Raw genomic sequence first — 18,603 nt, 5'->3', positions numbered from 1 at the left:
GCTTACTTCCCGGGCGTGCGCTCGAGGTCGAGGTACAGCCACTCGGTGTGGAACACCGGGTGCTTGCGGTAGCCGACGACGTAGGGCTGGAGCAGCATGTTGCGATAGCGGCTGTCGCCCATGATCCACACCGTGTGCACCTCCATCAGCCGCGTCATCTCGTGGTACAGCTTGTCGCGCTCCGGACCGTTCGGCAGCAGGCGCGATTTCTCGTAGCGCTCGTCGAACTCCGGCGACCGGTAGCATGCGTTGTTGCTCTGCTTCGAGTTGGGACCGTAGAGGAGCTGCATGAAGTTGTCGCCGTCCGGATAGTCGGCGATCCACGCCGCGCCGCGCATCATCAGCCGGCATTCGTTCTCGAGCTTGATGAGCTCGGCAAAGCGGTCCTTGTGGATCTGCAGCCGGATGCCGATCGAATCCAGCGAGCGCTTCATGAGCTCGTCGAACTGGCGGTCGCGCTCGCTCGGCGTCGACGAGTAGCGGATCGTCAGCGGCTTGCCGTCGGGCAGGGTGCGATAACCGTCGGCGCCCCGCTTGTAGCCGTAGCGGTCGAGGAGCGCGTTCGCGAGCTGGGGCGAGTACGGTATCGGATTCCTGTGATCGGGGTCGTGTCCGGCGACGCCGGGCGGGATCGGGTAATGCGCGCGCACCGCCTGGCCCTTGCGGATGATGCGGATCTGGTCGTCGACGTTGTACGCCATCGCGATCGCGCGCCGCAGCGCGATCTTGTCCTTGGAGAAACCGGCGACCGGGTTGGGCACGTCGCCGAGCATCGGCGACATGTTGAAGTAGGTGTAGATGATCTCCGGGTCGATGCTGCGGTCGAGCTGGATGCCGCGCTTTACGAGCTCGGGCTTGAGCTTGCCGTCGCCCGTGAGGAACAGCGGCGCGACCTCGGCGAGCTGATATTCCATGTCGGTCGCGCCCGAGATGAACGCGAGCCAGCGGCTCTGCGTCTCTTCGATGATCGATACTTCGACGCGCTCGATCTGCGGCAGGCGCTTGCCTTTCATGCGCTCGGCGATGCGCCGGCCCACGTCGTCGTGAGGCGTGAAATCCCAGATCTTGCCGCGGTAGAGCGGATTGGCTTCGAGGACGATCTTGGACGAGCGCGTGTAGCTCTTGAGCAGAAACGGACCGGTGCCGACCGGATGCGCGGCGGTCTCGTCGCCGTAGGCCTCGATCGCCTCGCGCGCGACCGCCCCCGACAGCGAAAACGCGAGCAGGTGGGCGAAGTTGTAATCGGTGGTCTTGAGCCGGATGCGCAGCGTGTAGCGGTCGGGCGTCTCGAGGCCCTCGACCTTCGCATCGTAGTCGAAGCGGTGGGTCTTCTTCGCCCGTGCCGCGAGCTCGTCGAGGCCGACGATCTTGCCTTCGAAGATGAAGGCGTACGGCGAGCGGTTCTTCGGGTCGAGGAAGCGCTTGATCGAGTACGCGTAGTCGTGCGCCGTGAGCTCGCGCGGCCGTCCTTTGAAGGCGGGGTCGTCGGCGAAGCGGATGCCGCGCTTCACGCGAAAGGTATAGGTGCGCCCCTCGTCGGTGACCTCGGGCATCGCCTCCGCGGTGTTCGGCACCAGCGTCGCGGGGCGAGCGAGGTAATCGTAGGTGAGGAGCGGCTCGAAGATCGCCTCGATGATCGTCCCGGAGTAGTAGTCCGAGATCTTCACCGGGTCGAAGCCGGTCTCGGCGACCTGGAACGTGGCCCGCAGGGTCTTCGGGGGAACGGCGGCGTGGATGCAGACCGGAGCCAGCAGGAGCAGCGTGAGCGCGACAGCCGTGAACCCGCGGGCTTTGTTCATCGCGGAAAGTATAATCGAGCAATGAAATCATTATGGAACGACGCCGAGGCCGCACAGTACAGCGGGGACCTCGGTTTAAGGGTTTACACGTCGCGCCTGCTCGGCCGCGATCACACGCTGGTGCTGCACGGCGGAGGCAATACTTCGGTCAAGGTGCGCGAGCGCGGCGTCACCGGCCGCGAGGAAGACCTGCTCTACGTCAAAGGCAGCGGCTGGGACCTCGAGACGATCAAGGAGGAAGGCTTTACGCCGGTGCGGCTGCCGCCGCTGCTGGAGCTCGCGAAGCTCGAGGCGCTCTCCGACCCGCAGATGATGAACGAGCTCTCGACGCAGTCGATACGCGCCGGCGCGCCCGCGCCTTCGGTCGAGACCATCCTGCACGCGATCCTGCCGCACAAGTTCGTCGACCACACGCACGCCGACGCGGTGCTGGCGGTGACGAACACCGCCGACGGCGAGCGGCACATCCGCGAGATCTACGGCGACGACGTCGTCGTGATCCCCTACATCATGCCCGGCTTCGATCTCGCGGGGCTCTGCGCCAGGCTGTATTCGAAGCACTCGCACGCCGGCACCATCGGCATGGTGCTCATGAACCACGGCATGTTCTCGTTCGGCGGCACCGCGAAGGAATCGTACGAGCGCATGATCGCGCTCGTCTCGCGCGCCGAGCGCTTCGTCGAGCAGCGCGCCGGCAGGCGGGCGGTTCAGTCGAGCGCCTCGCCGGCCACCGCGCAGCGGCTCGACCTCGCGCGGCTGCGCCGGGAGCTGTCCGATCTCGCAGGCACGCCGTTGGTGATGACGACGCATTCGGACGGGAAGTCGCTCGCGTTCGCGCAGCGCCCGGACCTCGCGGCGCTCTCGCAGCAGGGCCCGGCCACGCCGGATCACGTCATCCGCACCAAGCGCGTGCCGATGATCGGCACCGACGCGGCCGCCTATGCGCGCGCATACCGCGAGTACTTCGAGCGCATCGCTCCGACCGCGAAGCAGGCGAAAACGATGCTGGACGCCGCGCCGCGCGTGGCGATCGATCCCGCGTTCGGCATCGCGACGCTGGGGCGTACGGCGAAGGACGCGAAGATCGTCGGGGACCTCTACTCGCACACGATCGACGTCATCCTCGCCTCCACCGCGCTCGGCGGCTACCGCGCGCTGCCCGAGAAAGACATCTTCGACGTCGAATACTGGGACCTCGAGCAGGCGAAGCTCAAAAAAGCCGGCAAGCCGCCGGCGTTCGCCGGGGAGGTGGCGCTGGTGACCGGCGCGGCTTCGGGCATCGGCAAGGCGTGCGTGCAGTCGTTTCTCGCGCGGGGCGCGGCGGTGGTCGCGCTCGATTTGAGCGCCGACGTGCAAACCGCGCTATCGCGACCCGATTACCTCGGCATCACGTGCGACGTGACGTCGCCCGAAGCCGTGCGCGACGCGATCGACCGCGCGGTGCGGCGCTTCGGCGGTATCGACATGATCGTGCTCAACGCCGGCGTATTTCCCGGCGGGCGCAAGATCGAGGCGCTCGCCGACGACGAGTGGCGCCGCGTGATGAGCGTTAACCTCGACGCGAACCTGGGCCTCCTGCGCGAGTGCCATCCGCTGCTCAAGCTCGCGCCCGGCGGCGGCCGCGTGGTCGTCGTCGGCTCGAAGAACGTACCCGCGCCCGGACCGGGTGCGGCGGCGTATTCGGCGTCGAAGGCGGCGCTGACGCAGCTCGCGCGCGTCGCCGCGCTCGAATGGGGCGTCGACGGCATCCGCGTCAACGTGGTGCATCCGAACGCGGTGTTCGACACCGGGATCTGGACCGAAGAAGTCCTCGCCTCGCGCGCCGCGCATTACGGCATGAGCGTCGCGGACTACAAGACGAACAACGTGCTCAGGACCGAGGTGAAGAGTGCGGATGTCGCGGAGCTCGCCGCCGAGCTGTGCGGTCCTGTTTTCGCGAAGACCACCGGCGCGGGCATCCCCATCGACGGCGGTAACGAGCGGGTGATCTAAAAGAGCTTGTCTCGGAGAATGGACAGCAGGTACTGGCCGTAGGCGTTCTGCGCGAGCGGCTGCGCGAGCCGTTCGAGATCGCTGTCGGCGATCCAGCCCATGCGCCACGCGATCTCCTCGGGGCACGACACTTTGAGCCCTTGGCGCTTCTCGATCGTGGCGATGAAGGTCGAGGCTTCGATGAGCGAATCGAAGCTGCCGGTGTCCAGCCACGCGTGGCCGCGGCCCATCACGATCACGTCGAGCGCGCCGTCTTCGAGATAGCGCCGGTTGACGTCGGTGATCTCGAGCTCTCCGCGCGCGGACGGCGTCAGTTCTGCCGCGATGTCGAGCACGCGGTTATCGTAGAAATAAAGCCCCGTCACCGCGTAGCGCGACTTCGGATGGGCAGGTTTCTCTTCGAGGCTCTTCACCTTGCCCGCGGCATCGAACTCGACCACGCCGTAGACCTCGGGGTTCTGCACCGGGTAGGCGAAGATCGTCGCGCCGCGCTCGCGTCCGACCGCCGCGCGCAGGTCGCGCGGCAGGTCGTGGCCGTAGTGCACGTTGTCGCCGAGGATGAGCGCGCAACTGCCGGCGCCGACGAAATCGCGACCGAGGACGAATGCCTGCGCGATGCCTTCCGGCCGGGGCTGGACCGCATAGGAAAGATCGAGCCCCCACTGGCTGCCGTCGCCCAGGAGCTGCCTGAAGCGCGGCGTGTCGTCGGGCGTGGAGATGACGAGGATGTCGCGTATGCCCGCCAGCATGAGCGTGCACAGCGGGTAGTACACCATCGGCTTGTCGTGCACCGGGAGCAGCTGCTTGGAGACCGCGACCGTGACGGGATACAGCCGCGTGCCCGAGCCTCCCGCGAGGATGATGCCTTTTCTGCTGGTCACGCCAAAGAGTTTAACGCGCGGCGACTTTCACTTTGCCCGCGGGCTTGGCGGCGGGTTTCTTGGCCGCTGCGACCACTTTCACGCGCTTGCCCGCTTCGGCGCGCAGATGCGGCGCGGGCTTGCCGGCATGCCGCGTCGGCGTGCGGTGCGCGACGCGCGTCGAGGCGCGCTCGACGACCACCTTGCGGCCGTGTCCGGGCTGCAGCTTGCGCGAGTGCGCGCTGGTCTTGGCCGCGATGAACGCCTTCTGCAGCGGGACCGGGTTGACCGGGAGATCGGGCAGCGACGGGTTCTCGACCCCGCCCTTGACCGGCACGAGCAGCGGCTGGCCGATGACCAGCCTTTTCTGGTTGGCGAGCCCGTTGACCTGCTTCAGCTCCGCCAGCGTCATGCCGTGCTCGGCGGCGACCTTCTCGGCCTTGTCGCCTTTGCGGAAGGTGACCGCCTGCCACGACACCAGCGGCTTGTCGTGCTTCTCGAAATTGGCGAGGAAGGTGACGACCTTGTGCTTGGGCAGCACGATGCGCTCCGCTTCGCCCGCCTTGATCACCGGTTTGTTGTGGCCGGGATTGAGGAACTTGAATTCCTCGATGGACAGCTCGGCGAGCTTGGCAGCGACCTTCAGATCGATGTGTTGCTTCACCGTGACCGTCTCGAAATACGGCTCGTTCGGCACGTCGGCGATCGTGAGCCCGAAGCGCGCCGGGTTGCTGATGATGTTCTTCACCGCCATCAGCTTGGGAATGTAGCCCCGCGTCTCGGGCGGCATCGTCAGATTTTCGTAATCGGTCGGCAGGCCTTTGGCGCGGTTCTTCTCCATCGCGCGGCCCACCGCGCCTTCGCCCCAGTTGTAGGCGGCGAGCGCGAGCTGCCAGTCGCCGAACATGCCGTAGAGCTTCTGCAGGTAGTCGAGCGCGGCGTCGGTCGCTTTGAGGATGTCGCGGCGGCCGTCGTACCACCAGTTCTGGCGCAGGCCGTAGTCCCTGCCGGTCGACGGGATGAACTGCCAGATGCCCGAAGCGTGCGACCTCGAATACGCCACCGGGTTGTAGGCGCTCTCGATCATCGGCAGGAGGGCGACTTCCATCGGCATGCCGCGCTTTTCCACCTGCTCGACGACGTGAAAGAGGATGCGGCTGCTGCGATCGATCATGCGCGCGACGTAGTCGGGGCGGCTCGCGTACCAGTTCTCCCAGTCGCGCACGAGGTCGGTCTCGAAAGGCGGCATCGCGAAGCCGTTGCGCACGCGCGTCCACAGGCTCTTCGCCGCGAGCTCGCGGGCGGCGGCTTCGGCGGCAGCGGCTTCGGCCGCCGCAGCATCCGCCGCTGCGGTCTGCGACGGTACGCGCTTCGCCGCGGGGGCGGCAACGGACGCTTCGGTTATGGCCTCGACAGGCAGCTGAGGCGAGAGCGGCGACGCGGCGGCGCGCATGGCGGCGGCCTCCCCGGCTGCGGTATCACCGCCGACCGGCACCTGAGCACAGGCGGAGGTGAGCAGTACGACCGCCGGAAGTAGTGTTTTTGCCTGCATCTTGCCCCCTCCCGTACAAACGAGCGCATGGTAACTTTCGCCCGGGACTCGAGTCAAATGTTGAAATTGCTTAAAAATCAGGCAGTAGCGCCCGACTTCAAAAGGCTAATTGTGCGGTAGGCGCAGGCTGAGGCAGGCGCGGAGCAGCCGCGGTTTCCCGCCTTTTTTCAATGTTTTCAGCGCTGCGCGGGCCGTGGGCCGTCCGCTAGAACTTGTTTTTCCACTCGCGGATCGCGGCGAGGACCTCCACCGGATCGCGCACCGGCGCGCCTTTATAGCGGCTCGCCGCCTCGGCCACTGCGGATTCGGTCACACGGATGAACGGATTGGTCGCCTTTTCCTGTCCGATCTCGGTCGGGAGGGTCGGCTCGCCGCGCTCGCGCTGGCGCGTCGCCCGCGCTTCGAAGTCGGCGAGGGCCGCATTGCCCGGCTCGACCGCCCTGGCGAAGCGGATGTTGGCGAGCGTGTACTCGTGACCGCAATAGACGCGCGTCGAGTCGGGGAGCGCGGCGAGGCGCGAAAGCGACGTGTGCATCTGTGCCGGCGTGCCTTCGAAGAGACGCCCGCAGCCGGCGGCGAACAGGGTATCGCCGCAGAACAGCAGCCCGTCGCCCGTGAACGCGATGTGACTCCGGGTGTGGCCGGGTATCTCGAGCACGTCGAGCTCGATGCCGAAATGCGGCAGGCGTACACGGTCGCCGTCGCCGACGCGGTTCGTGACCTCGGCGATGCGCTCGTCGCGCGGTCCGAAGACCGGCACTTTCCAGCGCGCCAGCAGCTTCGCGTTGCCGCCGACGTGGTCGGCGTGATGGTGGGTGTTGAGGATGGCGGCGAGGGTGAGCCCCTCGCGGTCGAGGTATTCGATGACCGGCGCCGCGTCGCCCGGATCGACGACGATGGCGTGGGTCGCATCGCGCACCGTCCACACGTAGTTGTCGTTGAAGGCCCGCACCGGTATCACGTCGTATCGGCTCATCGTCGTCCTCGTTCTTTTTCCCCGGCCATTCTAAACTTGCGCCATGTCAGACGTGGGCGCACCGAACGGCGTCGCCGAGTGGATCGCGACCCCTCTGGGGCAGCATCTGTTCGAGCGCGAGCAGAAGTATTTCGACGAGGCCGTCGCCGATATCTTCGGCTACAACGCTTTCCAGCTCGGCATGCCCGAGCTCGATCTGTTGCGCGGCAGCCGCATACCGCTGCGCTGCCGGGTGGCGGCGAGCGGACGCGCGGATCTCTTCACCGATTTTCGCGACCTTCCGATCGCGAGCGGCAGCGCCGACCTCGTGATCGTGCCGCACGTGCTCGAGTTCGCGGAGCACCCGCACCAGATCCTGCGCGAAGTCGAGCGAGTATTGATGCCGGAAGGGCAGGTCGTGCTGTCGGGTTTCAATCCGTGGAGCCTGTGGGGCTGGCGCCGCGCTTTCCACCGCGGCGGACAGTATCCGTGGCGCGGGCGCTTCATCCCGCTCATGCGCGTGAAGGACTGGCTCGCGCTGCTGGGCTTCGAGATCGTGGGCGGGCAGATGTCGTGTTACGCGCCGCCCGCGCGGCAGCAGAAATGGCTGGAGCGCTTCCGCTTCGTGGAGGCCGCCGGTGACCGCTGGTTACCGTTCGCGGGAGGGGTCTATTTCCTCCAAGCAATCAAGAAGGTGCGCGGGGTGCGCCTCATTATGCCAAAATGGAGCGATCGTCTTGCGCCGGCCAAAGCGCTCGCCGCCTCCCCGCAACGCGTGGGAGATGAGGAAGAAGTGCTTACCGTCAAAACACGCGATCCGTGATATTCCTCGTCCGACCGATCACTCTTCAAACTCTCCAAGGATTTAGATGGCACCTGAATCAGCCTCGATGCGCGCTGCCGCATCCGGCAAGGACGCGCTCGTCGCGAAGCTCAACGACCGTACCGCGCGCATCGGCATCATCGGCCTCGGCTACGTCGGCCTGCCGCTCACCTTGCGCTTCGCCGAGCTCGGTTACCGCGTCACCGGTTTCGACATCGACGAGCGCAAGGTCGTCCGCCTGAGCAAGGGGGAAAGCTATATCGAGCGCATCACCGGGGACGTGATCGGGCGTGCGCTCGAGCAGGGCTTCGAGGCGACGACCGATTTCTCGCGCTGCTCCGAGGTCGACGCGCTGATCATCTGCGTGCCCACGCCGCTCAACAAGTTTCGCGAGCCCGATCTGTCGTTCGTCGTCGACACGACCGAAGCGATCGTCCCCCATCTGCGCGCCGGCCAGGTGGTGTCGCTGGAGAGCACGACGTATCCGGGAACGACCGAGGAGGAGCTGCGTCCCCGCATCGAGGCGCGCGGGCTCAAGGTCGGATCCGACGTCTTCCTGGTGTTCTCGCCCGAGCGCGAAGATCCTTCCAACCCCGATTACGAGACCAAGACCATCCCGAAGGTGTGCGGCGGCACGACCCCCGCGTGCCTCGAGGTCGGTCTCGCGCTGTACGGGCAGGCGATCGAGCGCGTGGTGCCGGTGAGCTCGACCCAGGCAGCGGAGATGACCAAGCTGCTCGAGAACATCCACCGCGCGGTCAACATCGGCCTCGTCAACGAGATGAAGATCATCTGCGAGAAGATGGGCATCGACGTCTACGAGGTCATCCGGGCGGCGGCCACCAAGCCGTTCGGCTTCGTGCCGTACTACCCCGGTCCCGGGCTGGGCGGCCACTGCATTCCCATCGATCCGTTCTATCTCACGTGGAAAGCGCGCGAGTACGGCATGCACACGCGTTTCATCGAGCTCGCGGGCGAGATCAACAGCGCCATGCCGAAGTGGGTGATCTCCAAGGTCGCCGACGCGCTCAACGACCGCGGCAAGGCGCTGCGCGGCAGCCGCATCCTCGTGCTCGGCGTCGCGTACAAGAAGAACGTCGACGACCCCCGCGAGTCGCCGTGCATCGAGCTCATGGAGCTGCTGCAGGAGAAGGGCGCGAAGATCGCGTACTCCGATCCGCACATCCCGGTCTTCCCGCGCATGCGCGAGCACTACTTCGACCTGTCGAGCGTCAAGCTCACGGCGGAATCGCTCGCGCAATACGACTGCGTCGTCGTCGGCACGAACCACGATCTGTTCGATTACGCGCTCATCAAGAAGCACGCGAAGCTCATCGTCGACACGCGCGGGGTCTACCAGGAGCCGGCGGCCAACGTCGTGAAAGCGTGACGGAGGTCGATAACGCCGACTGCGTCGTCGAGATCTACGCCGACGGCGCGTGCAAAGGCAATCCCGGCATCGGCGGCTGGGGCGCGATCCTCACGAGCGGCGAGCACACCCGCGAGCTTCACGGCGGCGAGGCGAACACCACCAACAACCGCATGGAGCTGACGGCGGTCATCCGCGCGCTCGAAGCGCTGAAGCGGCCGTGCCGCGCGCGCGTGCACACCGACTCGCAGTACGTGCAGCTCGGCATCAGCAAGTGGATCCACGGCTGGAAGAAGAACGGCTGGAAGACCGCCGACAAGAAACCGGTCAAGAACGCCGAGCTCTGGCGCGAGCTCGACGAGCTCGCACGACAGCACGAGGTCGAGTGGGTGTGGGTCAAAGGCCACGCCGGCGATGCCGGCAACGAGCGCGCCGACGCGCTCGCTAACCTCGGGGCTGCTTCGGCGCGTCCGCGCTGAACGTCTCAGCGGGAGCGGCGGGCGCGCGGCCGGTCAGGCGCCGCCATGTATTGCCGATCCGCTGTTCGGCGAGGGTGAAAGGCAGCACGTACATCCTGCGCACGTTGTGCCACTGCCCGTCGGTGCCGTCGCCCAGTCCCATCCTGAATTCGGTCTTCCTGCCCGGCACGCACAGCGTGCCGTAGAGCCGGTCCCACACCGCCAGCTCGAAGCCGCGGTTCACGCCGCCGGCGTGCTCGGGCTCGCGACTGTGGTGGAGCTGATGGTGAGCGGGGCTGATCAGCCACTTGCCCCATGACGGCCCGTAATGCAGCCACACGTGCGAGTGCCTCAGTATGCCGATGAGGTTGAACGCGAAGACGAGCACGTGCAGGCCGAGGAAGGTGTACAGGCTCACCGGCGCCGCCAGCTTGTTGAAAGTCCACGTCGCGAGCCCGGTCATCAGCACCGGCACCCACGCCATCACCGCGAGATCGACCGGGTGCGCGCGGAAGGTCGTCATCGGATTGAGCGTCTCCGCGGAGTGGTGCACCTTGTGGAACTCCCACAGCAGCGGCACGTCGTGCAGCAGCGTGTGCGCGACGAAGCGCCCGAAGTCGTAGGCGAGGAAAAAGACGATCGTGAACGCGACACGCGACGCGATGCTCGCGTCCGCCGCCGCCGCGACGTCGGTGGCGCCGCCCGTGATCGCGTCGAGCCAGCGCACGACCTGCTTCTCGCTGAAGAGGACCATCCCGAACACGACCGGCAGCAGCAGCGCGTTGGCGAAGTAGAGCCGGTAGTCCGCGCGCGCGGAGGCATTCCACCAGAGCTCGCGGCTGAGACTCGCGCGTAGCCTCGACGCGAACGATCCTGCGGGCCGTGCGCGATGCGCGGCGTATGCCACGGCGATCGCGATCAGCAGCGCCGACAGCGCGAACGGCCAGTAGAGGAAGGAATCGCGCTGGATGAACGCCGTCACCGCTTTGGTGAGGTGATAGGCGAGATAGGTCAGCGCGTGGTAGGCGCTCTGCAGATCGAAGCTCATGCTTCGGCGGATTGGCGACGGATCGCGTCCATTCTATCCGCGAAGCGCTCAAAGCGCGCCGCGCGTGGCAGAATTCGTGCTGTGGCGGCAACAGCGGAGAACCAACAAGAATGCGGCAGATCATCCTCGATACCGAGACCACGGGCCTCGATCCCACGCAGGGCCACCGCATCATCGAGATCGCCGGCGTCGAGATCCACAACCGGCGCCTCACCGGCAACCATTTCCATCGCTACGTCAATCCCGAGCGCGCGAGCGACGACGCGGCGCTGCAGATTCACGGCCTCACGACCGAATTCCTGAGCGACAAGCCGAAATTCCGCGAGATCGTCGAGGAGTTTCTCGAGTTCGCGGGCGGCGCGGAGCTCGTGATCCACAACGCGGCATTCGACGTCGCCTTCCTCGATTACGAGCTGAAGCTGCTCGGCCGCCAGCCCATCGCCTCGTGCTGCCCGAGCGTCGTCGACAGCCTGAGGCTCGCCAAGGACATGTACCCGGGCAAGCGCAACGGTCTCGACGCGCTGTGCGACCGCTACGAGATCGACCGCTCCGCGCGCTCGCTGCACGGCGCGTTGCTCGACGCGCGGCTGCTCGCCGAGGTCTATCTCGCGATGACGCGGGGCCAGGAAAGCCTGGTCATCGACGTGGACACTGTCGAGATCAAGGTCACCGCGGTCACGTCGCTGCCGCTCGCGGGTGGGCTGACGGTGCTCAAGGCGAACGAGGACGAGGAACAACGCCACCTGGCTTACCTCGGAGATCTCGACAAGGCGAGCCGCGGCGCGTGCCTGTGGATGCAGTACGCGGCCGCGCAACAACCCGTCGGCGCCGCTGCCTGAGAGCGACCGACGCGCCTTTTGATGGGGCGCCGTATATAATCCGCCGTATATCAGCGGGTAGCCTCTTGCATACCCGGCAAAGCTCGCATCCCCTGTGGCACGCACCCGATCGGACATGACGTCTCTGATTCAGCTTTTGCGCCTCGCGATCGTATTCGCGCTTTGTGCCGTTTCAGTTGCGCACGCGCAGCTCCTGTGCGGCCCCAACGGGCTGAATGCGATGGGGCAACCATGCGACGCCGCGCAGCTCGCAACACCGGGGACAGCCGGCGCGAGCACCGGGGCGTCCGCAGGCGCCGTCGACAGCTCGTCGCTACCTGTCATCACGAATCGACCGCCTTCCGGCACCGCGCGAGGCGCGCGACAGCCGCAGATACGCCCTGGCGCACAAACGGGCTCGCGCGAGCCGACCGACGTGGCGCGCCCGCCGCGCGAACGCAACGACTTCCAGGATTTCGTGTTGCAGTCGGTCGGCAAGGACCTGCCGATGTTCGGCTACAACCTGTTCGACGGTGTGCCTTCGACGTTCGCGCCGCTCGAAGGCGTGCCGGTTACGCCCGATTACGTCATCGGTCCCGGCGACGAGCTACTCATCCGCGGGTGGGGTGCGGTGGACATCGACTATCGTGCGACCGTCGAGCGCGACGGCACGATCAGCATCCCGCGCGTGGGCACGATGAATGTCGCCGGCATGCGCGCGCACGACATCCAGCCGTACCTCAAGCAGCAGATCGGCCGGGTGTTCCGCAACTTCGACCTCAACGTCTCCCTGGGACAGCTGCGCTCGATACAAATCTTCGTCGTCGGCCATGCTACGCGGCCCGGCGCGTACACCGTGAGCTCGCTCAGTACGCTCGTCAACGCCATCTTCGCGTCCGGCGGCCCGACTTCTAAGGGCTCGATGCGCAGCATCCAGTTGAAGCGCCGCGACAAGCTGGTCACGCAGTTCGACATGTACGACCTGCTGCTCAAGGGCGACAAGTCCAAGGACGTCCAGCTGCTGCCCGGCGACGTCATCCACATTCCGCCGATCGGACCTCTCGCGGCCGTGTCGGGCAGCGTCAACAACCCCGCCATCTACGAGATCAAGAACGAGAAGACGCTCGCGGAGCTCATCCAGGTCGCGGGCGGACTCACGACGACCGCCGACGGCCAGAAAGTCACCGTCGAGCGCATCGTCGAGCGCCGCGCGCGTCGGGTCGAGGAGTTCACGCTCGACAACGCCGGCCTCGCGCATCCGTTGCGCGACGGCGACCTCGTGACCGTGCTGCAGCTCTCGCCACGCTTCGACAACACGGTGACGGTGCGGGGCAACGTCGCGGTGCCCGCGCGGCACCCGTACCGCGCCGGCATGCGCGTGAGCGATGTCGTCCCCGACCGCGAAGCGCTGATCGTTCCCGACTACTGGGTGAAGCGTAACCTCGCCGTCCGGCCCGACGTGACGGGCCGCGAAAGCTACGGCCTGCGGCCGGAGCTCGCAACCGATCTGCGCTCGGGCATCTCCGCGGAGGCGAGGCGCGCTGACGCCGCGCCACACGAGCGCGATCCGCAGACCGGCATCGAGGCGGCGGCGCGCCGTACCCAGCAGGTCCGCAACGAGATTCGCCAGCAGTTGCCGGAAGTCAACTGGGAATACGCGGTGATCGAGCGCCTGAACCGGCAGGATCTCACGACGCAACTCATCCCGTTCAATCTCGCCAAAGCGGTACTCGACCGCGACGCGCAGAACAACCTCGCGCTGCAGCCGGGCGACGTCGTTACCATCTTCTCCAAGGACGACATTCAGGTCCCCGTTGCGAAGCAGACCAAGTTCGTGCGGCTCGAAGGCGAGTTCCTGACGCCCGGCGTCTATCAGGTGCTGCCCGGCGAGACGCTTCGACAACTCGTCACGCGCGTTGGGGGCTTCAGTCGCAACGCTTACGTGTATGGCTCGCAATTCACGCGGGAGAGCGTGCGGGCTCAGCAGCAGGCGAGACTGCAGGAAGCGCTCGACCGATTCGGACAGGAAATCGAACGGACGGCAACTCTACAAGCCCAGCGTGCCGTCGATCCCCTCGATGCGGGGCGGGCGCAGACGCAGGCAGACAGCAACCGCAGGCTGCTCGAGCGCATGCGCAACATACAGGCCTCGGGCCGCGTCGTTCTCGACGTCGCGCCTACCGCGCAGCTCAAAGATCTTCCGGACATCGCGCTGGAAGACGGCGACCGCTATGTTGTCCCGTCGAAGCCGTCAACGGTTGGCGTGATCGGTGCGGTATTCAACCAGAACACCTTCATCTACGACGGCAGCAAGAGAGTCTCGGAATATCTGCTGCAGGCTGGCGGCGCCACACGCACCGCCGATTCGGACAGGATCTACGTCCTGCGCGCAGACGGCTCGGTCACCAGCAAGGCGCAGGGCTCCGTGTTCCGGTTGTCCAGCGACTCCGAAGTCATGCCAGGGGACACGATCGTCGTGCCGGAGAATCTCGACCGGTTCCAGCTCACGCGCGAGCTGAAGGACTGGTCGCAGATTTTCTACCAGTTCGCTCTCGGGGTCGCAGGATTGAAAGTGCTGAGGGACCTATAAGGGTGGAGGAAGATCGCTCGCTGGCGCCGACGGCACCCAATTCCCGCACCGAGATCAGCATGCTGGAAGTCTTGCTCATGCTCGCAAGACACAAGCGCGTGATGCTGGGGGTGCCGCTCGCCGCGATCCTCGTCGCCATCGTGTACAGCCTGATCCTGCCGAACATCTACACGGCCTCGACGCGCATCCTGCCGCCGCAGCAGAACCAGTCGGCCGCCGCGGCCCTGCTCAGCCAGATCGGCGGCGCGGCGCCGCTGCTCGGCGCGGCCTCGGGGATCAAGAACCCGAATGAGCTGTACATCGGCATGCTCAAGAGCCGTACCGTCGCGGACAATTTGATCCAGCGGTTCGGCCTGATGCAGATCTACGAGGTGAAGCTCGCGTCTGACGCGCGCAAGCGCCTGGAGGCCGACACCAACATCGCGACCGGAAAGGACGGCATCATCACCGTCGACGTCGACCAGAAGGACGCGAAGCTCGCGGCCGAGATCGCCAACGGGTACATCGACGAACTGATGAAGCTCACGCGCATGCTCGCCGTGACGGAAGCGTCGCAGCGCAGGCTTTTCTTCGAGCACCAGCTGCAGCAGGCAAAGAGCAGCCTCACGAAGGCGGAGGTCGCAGCGCGCCGCGGCCTGCAGGCAGGCGGCCTCGTCAAGGTTGACGAGCAAGGCCGCGCGATGGTCGAGACTACCGCGCGGCTGCGCGCGCAGATGTCCCTAAAGGAAGTGCAGATCGGGGCCATGCGCACCTTCGCCGGCGAGAGCAACCCCGAGTTGCGGCTTGCCCAGCAGGAGCTGGAGTCGATCAAACGCGAGCTCGCCAAGATCGAGGGGGCCGCCGGCGGGGCCGCAAGCGACACCCCTGCCGGCGGACAAGGCCTGCGCAATCTCGGCCTGCTGCGCGACCTTCGTTACAACGAGACGCTCTACGAGCTGCTCGCGAAGCAATTCGAGCTCGCCAAAATCGACGAGGCGAAGGACTCCGCCGTCATACAGGTGCTCGACAGAGCGATCGAGCCCGACCGCAAGTCCAAGCCGAAACGCAGCATGATCGTGTTACTCTTTGCGGCCGCCGGCACTTTCGCGGCACTGCTCTGGGTTTCCATCAGCGAATCGATCCTGCGCTCCAGCGCCGACCCGGAGCAAGCCGAGCGGCTACGTCTGCTCCGGCGACACCTGTCGTTGCGCTGAATGGCATCAACGGATCACCGGCACGCTGAAGAGGCGCGGCTTCGCCTCTAGACGGCCGCATTCCCAAAACCGCACCAGGACTCAAAGTGTTCAACGACAAGTCGATACTCATCACCGGAGGCACCGGATCGTTCGGCCGTCAGTACGTGAGGACGTTGCTCGAGCGCTATCGTCCCAGGAAGATCATCATCTTCTCGCGAGACGAGCTCAAACAGTCGGAAATGCAGGAAGAGTTTCCGCACGAGTGCATGCGGTACTTCCTCGGGGACGTGCGAGATAGCGATCGGCTCGTGCAAGCCACGTCCGGCGTCGACTACGTCATACACGCCGCGGCGCTCAAGCAAGTGCCGGCGGCGGAGTACAACCCCATGGAGTGCATCAAGACCAATATCCATGGCGCAGAGAACGTCATTCGGGCGGCACTTACGAACGGCGTCGAGAAAGTCATCGCGCTCTCTACGGACAAGGCGGCGAACCCGATCAATCTGTACGGCGCGACCAAGCTCGCTTCGGACAAGCTGTTCGTGGCTGCGAACAACATCGTCGGCCTGCACCGCACCCGTTTCGCCGCGGTCAGGTACGGCAACGTCGTCGGATCGCGGGGCTCGGTCGTGCCGCTGTTCCGCAAACGCATCGCCGAGGGCGCCGATCACCTTCCGATCACCGATCCGCGTATGACGCGTTTCTGGATCACGCTGCAGCAGGGCGTAGATTTCGTGCTCAAGAACTTCGGCCGCATGTTTGGCGGCGAGATCTTCGTGCCCAAGATTCCTTCGGTGCGGCTCGTCGATCTCGCCAAGGCCATGGCTCCGAATCTGCCGCACAAGGTCATCGGCATACGACCGGGCGAGAAGCTGCACGAGGTCATGTGCCCGGCCGACGACTCCCATCTCACGCTCGAATTCGAAGATCATTTCGTGATACGCCCGACCATCCAGTTCGTGGGGCCGGTCGATTACAGCGTCAACGCGCTCGGAGAAAGGGGGCGCTCGGTCGAACAGGGCTTCGAGTTCAACTCCGGCCGTAACTCGCGCTTTCTGACGGTACCGGAAATCGTTGCCTGCAACCGCTCGGCTGGATACGCGTGATTCCGTACGGCCGCCAGGACATCACCGCTGCGGATGTCGACGCGGTGCTGGCCGTGCTCCGCTCGCCATTCCTCACCCAGGGTCCGGCGGTGCCTCATTTCGAATCGCTGGTCGCGGCGCGCGTGCAGGCGCGCCATGCCGTAGCCGTCAACAGCGCGACGTCCGCGCTGCACATCGCATGTCTCGCGCTCGGTGTAGGCCCGGGCGACCGCCTGTGGACGGTGCCCAACACCTTTGTCGCGTCCGCCAACTGTGCGCGTTACTGCGGCGCCGATGTCGATTTCGTGGATATCGACCCGCGCACGTGGAACATCAGCGTGCCGCACCTGCAGGAAAAGCTCGTGCGCGCGCGGCGCGACGGGACGCTGCCAAAGGTAGTCGTGCCGGTGCATTTCGCGGGTGCGCCAACGCAGCAGGAGGCGATTCGCGAGCTTTCGCGCGAGTTCGGCTTCCGCGTCCTCGAGGACGCAGCTCACGCCATCGGCGCTGCGCACCGTGGCGAGCCCGTAGGCAGCTGTCGCTGGTCCGACGTCGCCGTGCTGAGCTTCCACCCGGTCAAGATCATCACTACCGCCGAAGGCGGCATGGCGCTGACGAACGACGACGAGATTGCCGAGCGCATGCGGCTTTTCCGCAGTCACGGCATCACTCGTGATGTTCGCGCTCTGCGGCACGCGGCGGACGTTTCCGGAACCGGGGAGGGCGACGCGCCCGGCTGGTACTACGAGCAGCAGGTGCTCGGTTACAACTACCGCATGACAGACCTGCACGCGGCGCTCGGCTCGAGCCAGATGGCGCGCCTCGACGACTACGTCGCCCGCCGCAACGCGCTCGCGTGCCGCTACGATGCGATGCTCCAGGGGCTGCCCCTGCAGCTTCCGTACGTGGGCGAGGGCGACACCTCTGCCTTCCATCTGTACGTGGTGCGCTTGGAGGTCGAAGCTTCGGGCAGGACGCGGCGACAGGTCTATGACGACCTGCGCGCCGCCGGAGTCGGTGTCAACGTTCACTATATGCCCGTGCACCTGAATCCGTACTATCGCGAGCTCGGCTTCTCGGCGGGCATGCTGCCGAACGCGGAAGCCTACGCGGCGGCTGCGATCACCTTGCCGCTGTACCCAACGCTGGCCGAGAATCAGCAGGACGAGGTCGTCGCCGCGCTGCGGCGCGCGCTGGGTCGATGAGCAGCCGTCTCGCGCTCGGCACGGCGCAGTTCGGGCTGACCTACGGCGTCGCAAACCGCAGCGGACAAGTGGCTTACGAGGATTCGCAAAGGATCCTGGCGCGCGCGCGCCAAGCCGGGCTCGACACGATAGACACGGCGGTCGGCTACGGCGAAAGCGAGCAGCGCCTCGGCAGCATTGGCGTCGCGGCATGGCGCGTGATCTCGAAGCTGCCGGCGATTCCCGAGAGTTGCCCCGATGTTGCGCGATGGGTCGACGAGTCGGTCGAGTCGTCGCTGCGGCGCCTGCGTCTGAGGCGGTTGGGGGGGCTGCTGTTGCATCGGCCAGCCCAGCTCATGGGCGAGCGCGGCGTCGAGTTGTATACCGCGCTGGACGCTCTCAAGCAGCGCGGGATCGTCGACAAGCTCGGCGTGTCTATCTACGACCCGCATGAGCTCGACGCCTTGTGGCCGCGCTTTGCTCTTGATATCGTGCAGGCGCCGTTGAATCTGCTCGACCGGCGTCTCGCGTCTTCCGGCTGGCTCGCCAAGCTGCACGCGATGGGCGTCGAAGTGCACGTGCGCTCGGTGTTCCTGCAGGGGCTGCTGTTGATGAGCGCGGCCGCACGGCCGGGCTATTTCAACCGCTGGTCGTCGGTATGGCGCAAACTGGACGAATGGTTGCGGGATGGCGGAGCGAGCGCTCCCGCAGCGTGTCTTGCATTTGCCGCCGCGCACCCGGAAGTCGCGCGTATCGTCGTCGGCGTCGACAATCCGGCACAGCTCGAAGATCTGCTCGCCGCCGCGTCGGGAACTGCCCCCGCGCCGCCGCCCGACATCGCGAGCGACGATCCCGATCTCATCAATCCGTCGCGCTGGAGGGTTCATTGAAAACC

Annotated in this window: 15 protein-coding genes; 10 read left to right on the top strand and 5 right to left on the bottom strand. The window is 66.0% G+C overall.

Going from position 1 to position 18,603, the window contains the following annotated elements; genetic code table 11:
- Positions 1-2: 2 nt before the first annotated feature.
- On the bottom strand, positions 3-1,799 hold the full coding sequence (locus VHP37_03540) for an ABC transporter substrate-binding protein (protein HEX2825395.1): 1,797 nt from the start codon (positions 1,797-1,799) through the stop codon (positions 3-5).
- Positions 1,800-1,820: 21 nt separating this feature from the next.
- Here VHP37_03540 and VHP37_03535 point away from each other — a divergent pair, with 21 nt between their 5' ends.
- Entirely contained in the window at positions 1,821-3,791 is a 1,971-nt protein-coding gene (locus VHP37_03535; protein HEX2825394.1) for a bifunctional aldolase/short-chain dehydrogenase, read from the top strand.
- Here VHP37_03535 and rfbA read toward each other — a convergent pair.
- From rfbA to gloB, 3 genes are all read right to left on the bottom strand, one after another.
- Complete coding sequence (gene rfbA, locus VHP37_03530; protein ID HEX2825393.1) at positions 3,788-4,672, bottom strand: glucose-1-phosphate thymidylyltransferase RfbA; 885 nt, start codon at positions 4,670-4,672, stop codon at positions 3,788-3,790. The genes VHP37_03535 and rfbA overlap by 4 nt on opposite strands.
- 10 nt (positions 4,673-4,682) lie before the next feature.
- Positions 4,683-6,104 carry a transglycosylase SLT domain-containing protein gene (locus tag VHP37_03525; GenBank protein HEX2825392.1) on the bottom strand — a complete coding sequence of 474 codons (1,422 nt, stop codon included), beginning with the start codon at positions 6,102-6,104 and terminating at the stop codon, positions 4,683-4,685.
- 304 nt (positions 6,105-6,408) lie between these two features.
- On the bottom strand, positions 6,409-7,179 hold the full coding sequence (gene gloB, locus VHP37_03520) for a hydroxyacylglutathione hydrolase (GenBank protein HEX2825391.1): 771 nt from the start codon (positions 7,177-7,179) through the stop codon (positions 6,409-6,411).
- A 43-nt stretch (positions 7,180-7,222) separates the two neighbouring features.
- Between gloB and VHP37_03515 the strand changes: the two genes are divergently transcribed.
- The 3 genes from VHP37_03515 to rnhA are packed head-to-tail and all read left to right on the top strand — an operon-like array spanning position 7,223 to position 9,829.
- Positions 7,223-7,981 carry a methyltransferase domain-containing protein gene (locus VHP37_03515; protein ID HEX2825390.1) on the top strand — a complete coding sequence of 253 codons (759 nt, stop codon included), beginning with the start codon at positions 7,223-7,225 and terminating at the stop codon, positions 7,979-7,981.
- Positions 7,982-8,027: 46 nt separating this feature from the next.
- On the top strand, positions 8,028-9,371 hold the full coding sequence (locus VHP37_03510) for a nucleotide sugar dehydrogenase (protein ID HEX2825389.1): 1,344 nt from the start codon (positions 8,028-8,030) through the stop codon (positions 9,369-9,371).
- A complete protein-coding gene (gene rnhA / locus VHP37_03505; protein HEX2825388.1) occupies positions 9,368-9,829 on the top strand; it encodes a ribonuclease HI in 462 nt (153 codons plus the stop codon). The genes VHP37_03510 and rnhA overlap by 4 nt, the downstream gene beginning before the upstream one ends.
- On the opposite strand, the gene VHP37_03500 is transcribed toward rnhA, so the two are convergent.
- Positions 9,795-10,856: a sterol desaturase family protein gene (locus VHP37_03500; protein HEX2825387.1), complete on the bottom strand. Its 1,062-nt coding sequence runs from the start codon at positions 10,854-10,856 to the stop codon at positions 9,795-9,797. The genes rnhA and VHP37_03500 overlap by 35 nt on opposite strands.
- A 110-nt stretch (positions 10,857-10,966) precedes the next feature.
- On the opposite strand from VHP37_03500, the gene dnaQ reads away from it, so the two are divergent.
- From dnaQ to VHP37_03470, 6 genes are all read left to right on the top strand, one after another.
- The gene (dnaQ, locus tag VHP37_03495) at positions 10,967-11,695 is read left to right on the top strand and encodes a DNA polymerase III subunit epsilon (GenBank protein HEX2825386.1); all 729 of its coding nucleotides are present in this window, start codon (positions 10,967-10,969) and stop codon (positions 11,693-11,695) included.
- Positions 11,696-12,110: 415 nt separating this feature from the next.
- Entirely contained in the window at positions 12,111-14,264 is a 2,154-nt protein-coding gene (locus tag VHP37_03490) for a polysaccharide biosynthesis/export family protein (protein HEX2825385.1), read from the top strand.
- 2 nt (positions 14,265-14,266) lie between these two features.
- A complete protein-coding gene (locus VHP37_03485) occupies positions 14,267-15,457 on the top strand; it encodes a Wzz/FepE/Etk N-terminal domain-containing protein (GenBank protein HEX2825384.1) in 1,191 nt (396 codons plus the stop codon).
- A gap of 86 nt (positions 15,458-15,543) precedes the next feature.
- Positions 15,544-16,545, top strand: a complete 1,002-nt coding sequence (gene pseB, locus VHP37_03480; GenBank protein ID HEX2825383.1) for a UDP-N-acetylglucosamine 4,6-dehydratase (inverting) — start codon at positions 15,544-15,546, stop codon at positions 16,543-16,545.
- Complete coding sequence (pseC, locus tag VHP37_03475) at positions 16,542-17,729, top strand: UDP-4-amino-4,6-dideoxy-N-acetyl-beta-L-altrosamine transaminase (GenBank protein ID HEX2825382.1); 1,188 nt, start codon at positions 16,542-16,544, stop codon at positions 17,727-17,729. The genes pseB and pseC overlap by 4 nt, the downstream gene beginning before the upstream one ends.
- Positions 17,726-18,598, top strand: coding sequence for an aldo/keto reductase (locus VHP37_03470; protein ID HEX2825381.1), 873 nt, complete (start codon positions 17,726-17,728; stop codon positions 18,596-18,598). Before pseC ends, VHP37_03470 begins: the two co-directional genes overlap by 4 nt.
- Positions 18,599-18,603 lie beyond the last annotated feature (5 nt).

The organism is Burkholderiales bacterium (assembly GCA_036262035.1).
Classification (GTDB): Bacteria; Pseudomonadota; Gammaproteobacteria; order Burkholderiales; family SG8-41; genus JAQGMV01.
Note: the sequence above shows the minus strand (reverse complement) of the source record. Positions and strands in the feature narration are given on the sequence as shown.

Bases quoted from the DNA above. Each gene is read 5' to 3' on its own strand.
- VHP37_03535 (HEX2825394.1), top strand. From the start codon at position 1,821: ATGAAATCATTATGGAACGACGCCGAGGCCGCACAGTACAGCGGGGAC.
- VHP37_03500 (HEX2825387.1), bottom strand. From the start codon at position 10,856: ATGAGCTTCGATCTGCAGAGCGCCTACCACGCGCTGACCTATCTCGCC.
- VHP37_03540 (HEX2825395.1), bottom strand. From the start codon at position 1,799: ATGAACAAAGCCCGCGGGTTCACGGCTGTCGCGCTCACGCTGCTCCTG.
- VHP37_03510 (HEX2825389.1), top strand. From the start codon at position 8,028: ATGGCACCTGAATCAGCCTCGATGCGCGCTGCCGCATCCGGCAAGGAC.
- VHP37_03470 (HEX2825381.1), top strand. From the start codon at position 17,726: ATGAGCAGCCGTCTCGCGCTCGGCACGGCGCAGTTCGGGCTGACCTAC.
- dnaQ (HEX2825386.1), top strand. From the start codon at position 10,967: ATGCGGCAGATCATCCTCGATACCGAGACCACGGGCCTCGATCCCACG.
- VHP37_03525 (HEX2825392.1), bottom strand. From the start codon at position 6,104: ATGCGCGCCGCCGCGTCGCCGCTCTCGCCTCAGCTGCCTGTCGAGGCC.
- VHP37_03515 (HEX2825390.1), top strand. From the start codon at position 7,223: ATGTCAGACGTGGGCGCACCGAACGGCGTCGCCGAGTGGATCGCGACC.
- gloB (HEX2825391.1), bottom strand. From the start codon at position 7,179: ATGAGCCGATACGACGTGATACCGGTGCGGGCCTTCAACGACAACTAC.